This window comes from Caballeronia sp. LZ008 (genome assembly GCF_031451435.1).
GTDB classification, from domain to species: domain Bacteria; phylum Pseudomonadota; class Gammaproteobacteria; order Burkholderiales; family Burkholderiaceae; genus Caballeronia; species Caballeronia zhejiangensis.
On sequence record NZ_JARUXK010000004.1, the window covers coordinates 72,074 to 86,747 of the forward strand.

General features: G+C 62.7%; 12 protein-coding genes. 4 read left to right on the plus strand and 8 right to left on the minus strand.

Annotated elements, in window-relative coordinates:
- The first annotated feature begins 96 nt into the window (after nucleotides 1–96).
- Nucleotides 97–1,074 (plus strand): GlxA family transcriptional regulator, encoded by a 978-nt coding sequence (locus tag QCE49_RS25070; RefSeq protein WP_008354136.1) that lies wholly within the window; start codon nucleotides 97–99, stop codon nucleotides 1,072–1,074.
- Here the strand turns inward: QCE49_RS25070 and QCE49_RS25075 are convergent.
- Complete coding sequence (locus tag QCE49_RS25075) at nucleotides 1,071–2,219, minus strand: porin (RefSeq protein ID WP_008354137.1); 1,149 nt, start codon at nucleotides 2,217–2,219, stop codon at nucleotides 1,071–1,073. The genes QCE49_RS25070 and QCE49_RS25075 overlap by 4 nt on opposite strands.
- A 273-nt stretch (nucleotides 2,220–2,492) precedes the next feature.
- Here QCE49_RS25075 and QCE49_RS25080 point away from each other — a divergent pair, with 273 nt between their 5' ends.
- On the plus strand, nucleotides 2,493–3,809 hold the full coding sequence (locus QCE49_RS25080; protein ID WP_008354138.1) for a hypothetical protein: 1,317 nt from the start codon (nucleotides 2,493–2,495) through the stop codon (nucleotides 3,807–3,809).
- 4 nt (nucleotides 3,810–3,813) lie between these two features.
- Here QCE49_RS25080 and QCE49_RS25085 read toward each other — a convergent pair whose 3' ends face one another.
- Nucleotides 3,814–4,761 (minus strand): choline ABC transporter substrate-binding protein, encoded by a 948-nt coding sequence (locus QCE49_RS25085; RefSeq protein WP_008354139.1) that lies wholly within the window; start codon nucleotides 4,759–4,761, stop codon nucleotides 3,814–3,816.
- A 41-nt stretch (nucleotides 4,762–4,802) separates the two neighbouring features.
- The gene (gene betC / locus QCE49_RS25090; RefSeq protein WP_250459192.1) at nucleotides 4,803–6,338 is read right to left on the minus strand and encodes a choline-sulfatase; all 1,536 of its coding nucleotides are present in this window, start codon (nucleotides 6,336–6,338) and stop codon (nucleotides 4,803–4,805) included.
- Nucleotides 6,339–6,446: 108 nt separating this feature from the next.
- On the opposite strand from betC, the gene QCE49_RS25095 reads away from it, so the two are divergent.
- Together QCE49_RS25095 and purU are read left to right on the plus strand one after the other, a co-directional pair.
- Nucleotides 6,447–7,358: a choline sulfate utilization transcriptional regulator gene (locus tag QCE49_RS25095; RefSeq protein ID WP_250459194.1), complete on the plus strand. Its 912-nt coding sequence runs from the start codon at nucleotides 6,447–6,449 to the stop codon at nucleotides 7,356–7,358.
- 119 nt (nucleotides 7,359–7,477) lie between these two features.
- Nucleotides 7,478–8,353, plus strand: coding sequence for a formyltetrahydrofolate deformylase (purU, locus tag QCE49_RS25100; protein ID WP_008354143.1), 876 nt, complete (start codon nucleotides 7,478–7,480; stop codon nucleotides 8,351–8,353).
- Nucleotides 8,354–9,180: 827 nt separating this feature from the next.
- Here purU and QCE49_RS25105 read toward each other — a convergent pair.
- The 5 genes from QCE49_RS25105 to QCE49_RS25125 form a co-directional block, all read right to left on the minus strand.
- The gene (locus tag QCE49_RS25105; RefSeq protein ID WP_409014143.1) at nucleotides 9,181–10,017 is read right to left on the minus strand and encodes a glycine betaine ABC transporter substrate-binding protein; all 837 of its coding nucleotides are present in this window, start codon (nucleotides 10,015–10,017) and stop codon (nucleotides 9,181–9,183) included.
- Between the two features lie 133 nt (nucleotides 10,018–10,150).
- Nucleotides 10,151–11,392 (minus strand): FAD-binding oxidoreductase, encoded by a 1,242-nt coding sequence (locus QCE49_RS25110; protein WP_409017488.1) that lies wholly within the window; start codon nucleotides 11,390–11,392, stop codon nucleotides 10,151–10,153.
- 23 nt (nucleotides 11,393–11,415) lie between these two features.
- On the minus strand, nucleotides 11,416–12,714 hold the full coding sequence (locus QCE49_RS25115) for an SRPBCC family protein (RefSeq protein WP_175982385.1): 1,299 nt from the start codon (nucleotides 12,712–12,714) through the stop codon (nucleotides 11,416–11,418).
- 38 nt (nucleotides 12,715–12,752) lie between these two features.
- Nucleotides 12,753–13,511: an electron transfer flavoprotein subunit beta/FixA family protein gene (locus QCE49_RS25120; RefSeq protein WP_250436320.1), complete on the minus strand. Its 759-nt coding sequence runs from the start codon at nucleotides 13,509–13,511 to the stop codon at nucleotides 12,753–12,755.
- Entirely contained in the window at nucleotides 13,508–14,671 is a 1,164-nt protein-coding gene (locus QCE49_RS25125) for an electron transfer flavoprotein subunit alpha/FixB family protein (RefSeq protein WP_250459196.1), read from the minus strand. The genes QCE49_RS25120 and QCE49_RS25125 overlap by 4 nt, the downstream gene beginning before the upstream one ends.
- Between the last annotated feature and the right edge of the window lie 3 nt (nucleotides 14,672–14,674).

Consider the following 14,674-nt stretch of genomic DNA (forward strand, 5'->3'; position numbering starts at 1 on the left):
TCCGGCCGCCCTTCGGGGCACGCCGGATTGCGCGCGTTTTTTGCGCGCGCTAGCGTGGACGGCTTCTCTCATCGACGAGCCTTGCCAATCGATCCGATGTCCGCGCCCCACGATTTCCATTTCCTGCTGCTGCCCGAGTTCTCGTCGATCGGATTCATGTCCGCGATCGAGCCGCTGCGCGTCGCCAATCGCTTCGCGGGCGATCTGTATCGCTGGCACATTCTCAGCTTGGACGGCGGTCCGGTCGCCGCGAGCAACGGCATCACGCTCAACGCCGAAAGCGCGTTCGATCAGGTGAACGACGCGCGCACCGTGTTCGTCGTGTCGGGATTCGAGCCGCTCTCGCGCTACACGCGCGCGATCGGCGACTGGCTGCGGCGCCTCGATCGCGCGGGCGCGACGCTCGGCGGCATCGACACCGGCAGCTTCATCCTCGCGGAAGCCGGGCTGCTCGCGGGCACGCGCGCGACGCTGCACTGGGAAGCGGCCGCTGCATTCACCGAGCGTTATCCGGCGATCGCGACGAGTCAGGAACTGTTCGAGATCGACACGCGGCGCATCACATGCGCGGGCGGCACGGCATCGATCGATCTGATGCTCGACGTGATCGCGCGCGAACACGGCGCGGAGTTGGCGGCGCAAGTGTCGGAGCAGTTCGTGCTCGGGCGCATCCGGCAGCGCTCGGATCATCAGCGGATGCAGATCGCCGCGCGTTACGGCATCCACAATCGCAAGCTGATTCAGGTGATCGAGCTGATGGAGCAGCATATGGAAGAGCCGCTGTCGCCCGATGCGCTCGCCGAATCCATCGGCGTGACGCGGCGTCAGCTGGAGCGGCTCTTCTGCGCATCGCTGAAGGACACGCCGACGCACTTCTATCTCGGCCTGCGTCTCGTGCGTGCGCGCGAGCTGCTTCACCAGACCGACATGTCGATTCTCGCGGTGTGCGTCGCGTGCGGCTTCGAATCGCCGTCGCATTTTTCGCGCACGTATCGCGCGCGCTTTCAGACGAGCCCGCGGCAGGATCGAAGCGCATTGCGCGCCGTCCCGTCCGCGCGGCTCGCGGCGGCTTAGAACGAGTGACGCATGCCTACGCGCACGTCGGCCTGCGTATTCGACGACGACGGCGTGAAGCTGTAGCCGATGACTGCATCGATGGGGCCGGACGCGCGCAGATAGTCGCCCGAGATATACACGTCGGTACGTTTCGAAAGCAGATAGTGCAGCCCGAGCGAGCCCTGATTCCAGTGATTGCCTTCGAAGCGCGTGTGCTGATAGCCGCCGTAGAGATTCAGGTCCGGCCTGAAGCTGTATGACGCGCCGCCTTCGTACACCTGCATGTGCGAGGTCTGGCCGAGGCCCTTGATCGTCGTGTAGGTGAAGTTGCCCGATAACATCAGGTTGCCGATGGTCCATGCCGCGCCCACGGCGAACGCGCCTTGCTTGTCGACGGGAAACGAGGTCGAGCTATAGAGATCGGTGACGGCCCCCGTCGCCGGATCGACCGATACCGTCGGCTGGCCGAGGAAGGTGCGCGCGCCGATCATCGCGTACGGATCGAACGCGTAGATGCCGTTCGGATTGTTGAGTTGCGTATAGGCCGCGCCGACGTTGAAGGTGTTCGCCGCATAGTGCGCGCCGACGCTCCACGCGCTGTTGCGATGGAAGTCGCCCGCCTGATTGCCGAACGAATACATGCCGCCGAAGGTGAAGCCGCCGATGTCGTTCGACAGGAACTTGATCGAGTTCGGCAGACGGTCGCCGTTCATGCGGTCGAAGTCGCCCTGGTGAATGGCGTAGCCGCTCGCCCACGCCGAGATGTTGTAGAGGTAGACGAACTCTTCGGTCATATCGAGCTGATTGCCGAGCGAGACGGTGCCCCACTGGTTCTTGAGGCCTACGTAGGCTTGCCGTCCGAATTGCGCGCCGCCGAAGCCGAGCTGGCCATTGCCGAGATGAAAGCCCGATTCGAGCACGAAGACCGCCTGCAATCCGCCGCCGAGATCTTCGGTGCCGCGAAATCCGATGCGGTTGCCATAGGAGATGCCGTCATCGAACTTCACGACATGCGAGCCGCCCGTGTTGCTGACCCAGGTGACGCCCGCATCGAGAATACCGTAGAGCGTCACGCTGCTTTGCGCGTGCGCCGTCATCGGCATGTTCGCCGCGCCCGCTGCGAACGCGAGGCCTGCGATCCTTGCGGCATGTCTTTTTCTCATGTGCTGGTCCTTTGCTCGTCTCGATGTGTATTGCGTTGGAATAGGCGATGAAGCATCGCGTCGACGTCGTAAAAATAATGGTCCATATATGCGCCGGCTCGACCCGGTGCGACGCAAATCTGTCTAGTTGCGACTACTGCAACATCGTGTTTCGCGTCAATAGAACGAATTCGTTTTCGGACATGCCCGATATGCGCGGCAGGGCTCGGCTCGCATACTTCGGAATCTGTAAAAAACCCGCATTACTCAAGCCTTGTTTCGGATTCGAACGACATGACTACCCGCTGCCTGAGCATCCATCAGACCGACGCACCCGAAGTCCTGACCAATCACAAGCACTACGCCGCCCGCATGGGCTACGAGCACGCGAGCATTTCGATGGCGGGCATGCCGTGCCCGTCGCAGCGTTTGTTGCTCAAGTACGAGGCGATCCTGCATCACTTGCGCCGGATGCCCGAGATGGCGCTGCTCGTCTGCATGAGCGAAGACTGCATCGTGCTCAACATGCTCCCGGTCGAGCCCATCGCAGAAGGCAGGCAGCACGCGCTCATGGCGGTTTCCGGCAACGACGACGGACGTCAGACGGCCGTGCAGATCTGGCGTAATACGGTCGAGGTGCGCAACCTCATCGTGTGGTGCATCGGGGAATGCAAGATCGGCAAAGCGCCGCAAAACGAAATCGCGATGCTTGCAGGGCTCGACTACATCGAGCCGCACGGTGAACGCGGCGGCATCATGGCTACGATGCACTGCGGTCCGCGCTACGATCCCATCTGGACGCAGTACCCCAACCTCTGGACCATCGTGCTCGGCGAGGAAGCGATCTACGGTTTCATCCCGGCGAGCTTTCGCAACGCGCTCGCCGAACACATCAACGACTGTCAGCAGAAGGGCGTGCCGCTGTTCCAGCTTCCGGCGCAAAGCGAAACGCCGCATGAAGAGTTCAGCGTCTATAACCCCGGCAAGTCCATCGCCTTCATCACGTACTACACGCCCAACGTGCGTGCGTACGGCGCGATCGCCGAGCAGAACATGCGGCGCTATTGCGAGCGCCACGGCTATACGCTTTACGTCTATCGGCAGACGCCCGCCGAAGGCGTGCCCGGCGCGACCGGCACCTGGCTCAAGCCGTGGTTCCTGCGCAAGCATCTGCCGCATCACGACTGGGCGATCTGGGTCGATGCCGACATCCTCTTCTTCGATCAGCGCAAGCCGATCGATCCGCTGCTGGACGGGCGCGACATTCTCGCGGCGCACGATATCGGGCCGTGGATCATCAATGCCGGCGTGCTCGGCTTTCGCCGCAAGCCCGCGGTCCTCGCGTTCGTCGACGAAATCCACGAGCATGTCAGCGCCGCGCCCGACAAATCGAGCACCTATGCGAACGGCGGCGATCAGACCATCATCGCGAATCTGCTGACGGACCGTCTCGGCTGGAAGCTCGAACACGGCCTCGACTGCCTGAGCATCAATACGCCGTGGTACTTGCACCAGGCGGACAGCCTGATGCTCCACTTCATGGCGATCCAGACGCCGATGCGCGCCGTCGTGATGGCCGCACAGGAACGCGCGAGCATTCAGCTCGGCTGATCCCTCACTTCACGCCGAGCGCGGTCTGAACGGCTTCCAGGCCGTTTCCGCCGCTCGCCGTGGTCACGCCGTCCAGCCACGATTTCAGCAGCTCCGGATGACGCTTCAGCGCATCCGTGGCCGCTGCATCGACATTCGTTTTCTTCTCCAGCACATCCGTGATGACGCCGTTCTCCAGATCGACGTTGAACGCCATCTGTTTGAACAGCCTGCTCACGTTGGGGCATTGCTGCTCGTAGCCGCTGCGCGCCACCGTGTTCACCGTCGCGCCGCCATAGTTGGGGCCGAAGTATTTGTCGCCGCCATCGAGATAGGCGAGCTTGAACTTCGTGTTCATCAGATGCGGCTCCCACGCGAGAAACACGATCCACTTCTTGTCGCGCACCGCCCGCTCCACTTGCGTGAGCATCGCGGTTTCGCTCGATTCGACCAGCTTCCAGTCGCCGAGACCGAAGGCCTTGTCATCGACCATGCGCTTGATGTTCTGATTCGCCGGCGCGCCCGGTTCGATGCCGTAGATGCGGTTATCGAACTTGTCGGCGTTCTTCGCGAGGTCCGCGAACGAATGCACGCCCGCCGCCGCCACATAGTCCGGCACCGCGAGCGTGAACTTCGCATTGGAGAGATTCGGACGCACGACGTCGATCGATTTCTCTTCGAAGAACGGCTTCACGAGCGGCGCCTGCGCGGGCATCCAGTTGCCGAGAAACACGTCGATCTGCCCTTTCTTCATGCCCTGATACGTGATCGGCACCGACAGGTTCGCGACGTTCTGCCGATAGCCGAGCGCCTTGAGCACGATGCCGCTCATCGCATTGGTCGCGTCGATATCGGTCCAGCCCGGCCCCGCCATGCGGACCTGCGTGCAGGACTGCGGCTCGGCGGCAAACGCATGCGAAGCCACGCAAGCCAGCGCGGCGGCGAAGAGCGCGTGGATGAAGCCCTTTTTCATGGTGCATTCCTGTCGTGTGTTGTGGGGATGCGATCGATGCGTCAGTGCTCGACGGCGGGAAAACGCGCCATCGCTTCGAGATCGTCCAGATCGATGTGATTGCGCATGTAGCGCTGGCTCGCATCGACGTGAGGCTGCCAGTCCCATGACTGAATCGTGCCCTGCGTCGTCGCCGCGAAATGGAAATGGCGGCGGCGCTGACTCTTCAGCACGTCCCGATGCAGCGCATCGAGATTCCAGCGGCGCGCGATCTCCGCGCGGAATTCGGCCACGCGCGCGGCGTGACGCTCATCGCTTGCGAGATTCTCACGCTCGAACGGATCGGCTTCTACATCGTAAAGCTGATCCGGATCCACGCTCGAATGAATGAACTTGAAGCGCCCGCGCCGGATCATCACGATGGGCGCAATCGCGCCTTCCGCGAGATATTCGCCGATGGCTTCGTCGTGCCCGCCGGTCTCGCGCAAGTGCGGCACGAGGCTTTGACCGTCGATGCTGTCGGGCCACGCTTGCGGCGCTTGTCCGCGCGCGAATTCGACGAGCGTCGGCAGCACATCGAGATGCGAGACCGAATCCTTCACGCGATGCGCGCCAAACCGCTTCGGCGCGTGCACGATGAGCGGCACGCGGCAGCCGCCTTCGAAGAACGTCATCTTGTACCAGAGGCCGCGCTCGCCGAGCATCTCCCCGTGATCCGACGTGACGACGATGATCGTATCGTCGGCGAGACCGGCCTCGTCGAGCGCTTCGAGGATCGATGCGAACTGGTCGTCGACATACGACACCGCGCCGTAGTACGCGCGCCGCGCATTGCGGATTTGCCGGTCCGTCGGCGGCGTGCGATCCGCTTCGTACACATGGCGCAGGCGCTTCGAATGCGGATCGCAGGCATCGAGCGAATCGCGATACGAAGGCATGTCGATGTCTTCATCGCGATACGCGTCCCAGTACTTGCGCGGAATCGCATACGGATCGTGCGGATGCGTGAGCGATGCGACCATCATGAACGGACGCGCGTCCTTGCCCGCGTTGCGCTCGCGCGCGATGTCGAAGAGCTTTTGACGCGTGGTGAAGGTCACTTCGTCGTCGAAGTCGAGTTGATTGGTACGCACGCATGGGCCCGCGTCTATCACGGAGCTCATGTTGTGATACCACGTCGGGCGCGCATCGGCGTTCTGCCAGTCGGGCGTCCAGCCGAAATCGGCGGGATAGATATCGGTCGTGAGACGTTCCTCGAAGCCGTGCAACTGATCCGCGCCGCAGAAATGCATCTTGCCGGAGAGAATCGTGCGATAGCCTTCGGCGCGCAGATAGTGCGCGAAGGTCAGCGTTTCGGACGGGAATTCGGCGGCATTGTCGTATGCGCCGATGTTCGAAGGCAGCTTACCCGCGAGAAGCGAAAAACGCGAAGGCGCGCACAGCGGACTCGCGCAATACGCGGATTCGAATACGACGCCTTCGCGCGCGAGCGCATCGATGCGCGGCGTCTTCGTCACGCGATTGCCGTATGCGGCGAGTGCGAAGGGCGTGAGCTGATCGGCCATCAGTACAAGGATATTTTGTTTCGTCTCAAGCATGACTGCGTGCCTCGAATAGAATCGTTGATTGAGCGTTGGGTGTCACTATTGCCGTTCAAATCGCGGCTGTGAAGACAGCAAAACGTTATGCGTTCATAAGGGGGAGTTATGCCGCGGCCGGACCGCCTGCCACCGATGCAGGCGTTACTGATGTTCGAATCCGCCGCGCGGCACGCGAGCTTCACGGCTGCCGCGCGCGAACTCGGCTCGACGCAGCCCGCGGTGAGCCAGCGCGTCGTGCAGTTGGAGGAATCGCTCGGGGCGGCGCTGTTCGAGCGCGGGCATCGCGGGGTCACGCTCACGGACGACGGCACGCGTCTTTTCGATGCGGTGCGTCGGGGACTCGACGTGATTCGCGCGGCGACGTCGGACATTCGCTCGCGTCACGCGCAACGCACGCTCACGCTGTCGACGGATTTCGGCTTCGCCACATACTGGCTGATGCCGCGCCTGCCGCAATTCAAGGCGCTGATGCCCGATGTCGACGTGAAGATCATCACGTCGCAGAGCTTGCCGAGCGCATCCGGCGATCATGCCGATGTGGTCATCGTCTTCGGCGACACGCATGCCGAATGGAGCGGTCAGAGCGCCGTGAAGCTCTTCGCCGAACGCGTGATGCCGGTGTGCAGCCCGGCGCTGATCGCGGGAAGAAGCGCGCGGGTATCGCCCGCCGATCTATCCGGGCTGCCGCTCTTGCATCTCGAACCGACGCTGCCCGAGCGCTGGCTTTCATGGAGCGCGTGGTTCGAAGCGCACGGCCTTGCCGCGCCGCCGACGCAGGGCGGCTTCACGTTCAACAGCTACGCGCTCGTCGCGCACGCCGCGGTGATGGGCCAGGGCGTCGCGCTCGGCTGGGCGCCGCTCATCGACGAACTGATCGCGACGGGCCAGCTCGTCGCGCTCTGCGATGCCCCGCTCGTCACCGATCGGGGCTACGTGCTCGTGACGCCGCGCGAGCCGTCGGCGGCGGTGCGGGCGTTCACCGAGTGGCTGCTGGACGAATGCGACGTCGTCGGCTGACGCTTTCGTACTATTTGCGCGGCGGTTCGCTTCTATCCGGAAGGCGCGCGCGTTTGCTCTACTAGCGCGTACGCTCGCCGCATTTCGCGGCGCTGCAACCATTCGAATGTGGAGCACGCATGGCAGCCGATTCCCGCTTTGATCAACTCGTGCTTACCGTTTCGTGCCCGAGCGCGGCCGGGCAGGTCGCCGCGATCGTCGGCTTTCTGGAGCGGCATCACGGCTATATCGACGAACTCACCGTCTTCGACGACGATCTCTCCGAGCGCTTTTTCGTGCGTTGCGTGTTTCATGGCGCGCGGCCCGAGGAGGCGCTCGATCTCGCGATGCTGAAGCGCGAATTCGAGCCTATCGCCGAGCGCTTTGCGATGTCGTGGGCGATGCACGATCTCGCCGTGCGGCCGAAGGTGTTGCTGATGGTGTCGAAGCTCGAGCACTGTCTTGCGGATTTGCTGTTCCGCTGGCGCATGGGCGAGTTGAAGATGGATATCGTCGGCATCGGGTCGAATCATACGGATCTGGCGCATCTGGCGGGGCAGCATGGCTTGCCGTTCCATCATCTGCCGATTACCGCCGATACCAAGCCGCAGCAGGAAGCGCGCTTGCTCGATCTGTTCGATACGTCAGGCGCGGAGTTGATGGTGCTTGCGCGGTATATGCAGATTCTTTCAGGCGAGACGAGCCGCAAGCTGGCGGGGCGTGCGATCAATATCCATCACTCGTTCTTGCCTGGGTTCAAGGGGGCGAAGCCTTATCACCAGGCGCATGCGCGTGGGGTCAAGCTGATTGGCGCGACCGCGCATTTCGTCACCGACGATCTCGATGAAGGACCGATCATCGAGCAGGAAGTTGAGCGCGTCGATCATTCTTATGGACCGGAGCGGTTGTTGGCTACGGGGCGGGATGTGGAGTGCCTTGCGCTTGCACGCGCGGTTAAAGCGTTTATTGAGCGGCGGGTTTTTATTAATGGCGAGCGGACTGTGGTTTTGCGTTGAGGTTTTTGCGCTCCGGGTTAGCTTGCTTTGCTGTTTTCGCTGGATTCCATATTCGCTTGGCTAGGGTTTCGCCGGATCCCGTTTTCGTGGCGGTCTATTAGCACTGCCCCTGTGCGGGGCGGCAGTCACTTTCTTTGCTGCTGCAAAGAAAGTAACCAAAGAAAGCAGCTCGTCACCGCCCGCGGTCACACGCAATTTGGGTAGTTCTCTCGTTCCAGGTGGCACTCGCCTAAAGAGTGCCCTCATCACAATAACGGGGCTTGGATCGCGCACGGTCTGACGAGCTAGTTTTCCAAGGACACTGGTTCAGCACGAAAGAGCTTCGGCACAGCGCTACGCGCTGCCGCTGGGTCTGCAAGGGAAACCAACGTGCGGCAAGTGCAGCGAGATGGAGACGTTAGTAGCGAAGCACGCGCGGACCCGATTGACCGGTCGGCCGCGAAGCGGGCTGGAGCTATTTGGTGCTGAACCAGTTTCGTGTGTGATGCGATGTGGCAGACCGTGCGCGAGCCAAGCCCGATGGGGCCTATGAGGGCACTCTTTAGGCAGCCCACGATGGACGAGAGGACTACCCAAATTGCGTGTGACCGCGGGCGTATCGGAAGCTGCTTTCTTTGCTTACTTTCTTTGCAGCAGCAAAGAAAGTGAGTGCCGCCCCGCACAGGGGCAATGCTAATAGACCGCCACGAATACGGGATCCGGCGAAAACAAAAGCCAAGAGCCAAAAGCCAAAAGCAACACCCCAAAAAAAAAGCGCCGCAGGCATAACCCACGACGCTCAGCGTTTGCCCAAACGCCCAAAGACCCAAAAAACCCAACGAAAAAAATTACTTAGTCCAGGACTCCACCCGATCCCCATGCGCGCTGATCCACGCATCCGCCGCCGCCTGCGGCTTCTCTCCATTTTGCGTCGCCAGCATCACGCTATCGATCTCACCCGGCTTCCACTGAAACTTCTTGAGGAATGCCACCACCTGCGGCGCCTTCTTCTCCAGCTCCGGATTGATCACGTTATCGACGTGCTCCGACTCACCGAACACCTTCTTCGGATCCTCGAGGAACTTGAGCTTGTACTTCGCGAACATCCAGTGCGGCTTCCAGCCCGTCACGATGATCGGCTTATTGGCCGCTTCGGAACGCGCCAGTTCCGCCGTCATCGCCGAACCCGAGCTCGGCAGCAGCTTGTAGTCGAGGTTATAAGCCTTGATCGCTTCGCTCGTCTTCTGCATCACGCCCGCGCCCGCATCGATGCCCACGATGCGCGAATCGAATTCCGCCTTCTTCGCCTCGAGATCGCTCAAGCTGTTGACGTCGACGTTCTCCGGCACGATCAAGCCGATTTTCGCGTCCTGAAAGTTCGGACCGAGATTCACGACCTTCGACTTGAAGTTGTTCCAGTACGCGCCATGCGTGACCGGCAGCCACGCCGACAGCGTCGCGTCGAGATCGCCGCGCGCCACGCCCTGCCACATCACGCCCGCGGCCACCGGCACCAGTTGCACCGGATAACCCAGCTTCTTCTCGATCACGCGCGCCGCCACGTTCGACGTCGCCACGCTATCGTCCCAGCCCTCGACATAACCGATTTTGATCGTCGGCTTATCCGCGGCGTTTGCCATCAGGCTCGATGCGAGGGCGGCGCTCATCGCCCCCAAAACGAGCATTCTTCTCATCGGTTTCATTTGGTTTCCCCTTAGCGGCCCCACGCCGTGTAGCGAACAGAATCACCAGCCAGAATTGACGCGTAGCGCACTTTTCCGACACTCAGTTGTCAAGAAACGACGCGCCCCTCAGGGCTTACTTGTCGACGACGAGATCGCTCATAGGCTTGCTGCAGCACAGCAGCACCATGCCCTGATCGATCTCGCGCTGACGTATGCCGCCCGCATGCTTCATGCTCACTTCGCCCGACACGAGCTTGACCTTGCACGTCCCGCACATGCCCTGCGTACACGACGATGGCAAGCGCACGCCCGCCTTCTTCGCCGCATCGAGCACATGTTCGTTGCTGCCGCATTCGATGTCGCGCCGGCTCTTCGCGAAGCTCACCTTGAACTTCGTATCGACGACGGGCGCGGCTTCAACAGGCGCTTCGATGATCTCGACGGGCTCTGTCGGCGCGGGCGCAAAGCCGACCGCGTCCTCGCGTGTTTCGACGAAATCCGTCTGCGCCGCAAGGGCCTCGGCGACATGCGCCGTCGTCAGTTCAGCCGCGACTTCCTCGACGACGCCGAACGAGAAGCTCTCCTCGTGATAATGCTTGCGATCGAAACCACCTGCATCGAGCAGATCGCGCACCGCCTTCATATACGGCGCCGGGCCGCACGTGAAGACTTCGCGCTCGAGAAAGTCCGGCGCGATCAGCTTCAGGAGCGGCAGCGTGAGAAAGCCCGTCACGCCCGGCCAGTTCGTGCGCGTGCCGACCCGCTCGCACACGAACGCCGTGCGGAAGTTCTTGTGATTCGACGCGATGAGATCGAGCTCGCGCGCAAAGATGATGTCATCCGGCGTGCGCGCGCTATGCACGAACACGATGTCGGCATCGTCGCCGAGTTCGTGATGCGCGCGGCTCATCGACATGAGCGGCGTAATGCCCGAACCCGCCGACAAGAACAAATACTTGCGCGCCGGATGACGCGCGCACGTGAATTCGCCCGATGGCCCGAGCACGCGCACCGTCGATCCCGCGACGAGGTTATCGTGCAGCCAGTTCGACACCGGCCCGCCCGGCACGCGCTTCACCGTGATGGAGATCGTGTGCGGGCGCGTCGGCGCGGACGAGATCGTATAGCAGCGATTGATCTGCTCGCCGTTGATCTCGAGCTCCAGCGTGATGAACTGCCCCGGCTCGAAGACGAACGTGCGCTCACCCGGCGCCTTGAAGAAAAAGCTCTTGACGTCGTGCGTTTCCTGCCGGACGTGACAGCAGACGAGCGTCTCGTCCGTGTCGCAATTCCAGCGCACGGGCAGCGTCCCCCAGAACTTCGGCTGGGTCACGCGGCTGTCGGTCGGCTCGAAAGTAGCCTGATCGCGCATCATGTTCTACTCCTGCTACGAGGCTGTCAGCGCATGAAGGAAACGACTTTCTCACCGAGCGACGCATCGACGCCGTGCTCGGGCGTATCGGCGTAATCGGCAAGACGTCCGATGTACCACTCGCAAAACTTCTCGACGAGACCTTCCGTGAACGGCGAGTACGGACCCGGTTCGTAGGCGTTGCTCGCGACGCCGAGTTGCGAGTACTCGACGAGCGTGCGGTCCTGATCGTTCGTCGCGCGCCACACGGCGGTGAGATTGTCGACGTCGTAATCGATGCCTTCGCGCGCGTCCTTGTGCACGAGCCACTTCGTGCGGACGAGCGTTTCCCCCGATGCAAGCGGAATCACGCAGAACGTCACGATGTGATCGCTCATGAAGTGATGCCACGAGTTCGGCTGCGTCCAGAACGACAAGCCGCCCAGGTCCGCGCGCTCGAAGCCGCCGAGCAGTTTCTTCGATGCGACTTTCGCATCGAGCGTCTGCGATTCGCCATCGCGATCGAGCGGCAAACGTTGCGTGCGAAAGCCCGTCACGAGATCGGCGAGGCGTTCGATCTCCGCGGACGGCAGGCACATCGCTTCCCATTGCTTCGTGCGCTCTTCGACGGTCTTCTCGAACGCCGCCATGCCTTCTTCGTTCGCGGGCGAGCGCTGATAGCCGAAGCCGTATTCGTAAAGCGAAATGGTCAGCTCTGGATGATTCGCGACGCAGTGATAGCACTCGCGATTGTTCTCCATCGTGAGCTTCCAGTTGCCCTTCTCGACGATATCGATGCTCGCCGCGATCTTGCAATCCTTCAGACCGTGCGGCGCGAGATACGGCTCCATCGCTTCGCGCATCACGGCGAAATCGGCGGGCGGTTCATCGGCGAGACAGACGAAGATGAGGCCCGCGAGATTCTGGACATGCACCTTCTTCAGGCTGTGCTTGCAGCGGTCGAACTGGTCGCCCATGTGCTCGGCGAACATCAGATCGCCGGAGAGGTTGTAGGTCCAGCTGTGATACGGGCACACGATATTGCCGAGCGAGCCCTTCTCCTGATTGCACAGGCGCGCGCCGCGATGCCGGCACACGTTGTAGAAGGCGCGTATTTCCATATCGTCGTCGCGCACGATCAGGATCGAATCGTTGCCGATCTCGATCGTCGTGTAATCGCCCGGCTCGGGAATGTCCGGCTCGACGGCGACCTGAATCCAGGTCTTGCGGAAGATGGCATCGAGGTCGAGCGCGTGAATCTCTTCGCTCGTGTAGAACGGCGCCTCGAGCGTGTGGCCCTTTTTGCGGCGTTCGATCATTGCGCGAACGTCTGCCGAAACTTTCATCGTGTGCACCTGTATGTGGGTCGATGTGGGTCGAGAAATCAGTAATCGACGAGTTGATGCTCGCGCAAATACGCCAGAATCACTTGTGCTTTTTCGACGGAACTCCCTTCAATTACGACGCTTCCGCCGCGGCTTTCGGTCGTCGTCGCGCCGAGCATGCGCGCGTGGCCCGAACGCCTTTCCGGCGCGGCGAGTTTCTTGGGCTTGGCCGTCACCGGGCCGATGCGCCACGCCGTGCTTTCCTTGTCGACGGGCGCGCTCGCGGCGACCGGCGCGACGTGGCCTTCGCGCATGCGCGCATAGGCGTAGCGCGGCGCGGCGTTGGCCAATGGATGCACGGCGACGAGCGCGGGCAGCGGCGCGCGCACGCGTCGGCGCAAGCCCTTCGGCATGAACTGGCGCACTTCGACGCCTTCCTTCGTCACGCTGACATCGACGGCCGCGCCGACGAGCGGAACGTTCAGCGCATCCGCGAGCTTGTACGGCAGCGTGCCGCTGTCGTAAGCGCCTTCGGCGCGCGTGCCGGTGAACACGAGCTCGTAGCCCGCAAGCCTTTGCGCGAGGGCCGCACACGCATCGCCTTGCGTGTTGAGCACTTCGACTTTCGACGCGCCGAGCGCGAGATATTCCTGCAACGCCGGATTAGCCGGATCACCCGCGTGCAACACGTCGAGTTGCGCGCCGTGCGTCTTCGCGATGCCGATGGCGATGGTCAGCGCGGCGGCGTCGTTGCGGCTGTAGCGCGCCGCGCCGCTGACGGGATGACGTCCGGTAGAGACGAGAACGGCGATCTTCATGCAGCGACTCCTTCGGCGATGTGCGCGGTCTGCGCGATCGATCCGCCGCCGGCACGCGCGGCGCGTGCGGCGGCGGCGGCATCGGTCAGTGCCTTGATCGTTTCCTGCGTGTCCGCGACGATCGTCAGATTCGCGCGCTTCGCGATCGGCGCACTGGCGTCGAGATTCACGGCGATGACGTGGCGGCAATCCTTGATGCCCTGCAAGTGCTGCACCGCGCCCGAAATGCCGAACGCGATATACACGCTCGCCTCGACCGTCTTGCCGGTCGCGCCGATCTGCTTGTCGCGCGTGAACTTGCCATCGTCGACGGCGACGCGGCTCGCGCCGATCGCCGCGCCCAGCGTGCCCGCGAGCGCTTCGAACGCGGCGATGTCCGACACGCCGTTGCCCGCCGACACGATGAAGTCCGCTTCCTCCAGCGCGACCTGCGCCGCGTCCATCTCTTCGATGCCGAGATCGACGTAAGCGCTCGCTTTCGCCGCCGGCACGATGCCTTGCGGATTCATCGCCTCGCCCGCGCCGACGAAGGGCAGCTTCGCATCGACGGCATGAGCTGCAAGCAAAACCATGTCGGGCAATGCACGCGATGCAAGCGCGCGACCCGCCTGTGCATACGACGCGACATGCGCTGCATCGATTTCGACGACCTGCGTCGCGATGGACGCATCGGCGCGTGCGGCGTAGCGGCGGCCGAGATCGCCGTCGCCGGTTGCGTTGTCGGGCATGAAGATATGCGCCGGTCGGAACGCAGCGACGCAGGCGGTCAACGCGCGCACTTCTTCGTCGGGCGCGTAGTTGCGGCGATCGAACTCCGGCAGCGCGACGTAGCGATCCGCGCCGAGCACGGCGGCATCGTCCTTGAACTCGCCGAACGCGATCAGCACGACTTCGGTCTGATCGTCCGCGAGCAAGGCGGCGGCCGCGAGCGCCTGGCGCGCGTGATCGTCGAGCGCGCCGCGATCCGTGTGCGCCGCGACGAGCAGCGAACGCGTCGCGGGCTTCGTCGTGCGGCGCGGCTTCGTCGCTTCCTTGTGGCCGCCGTGCGTGAAGTTCAGCACGAGGCCATTGCCGATTTCGCCGAGCGTGATGCGCTTCAGTCCATCGGCCGTGATGACGAAGGGACGGCGCGGATCGATTCGTTTGATGTCGTTGTTCATCGC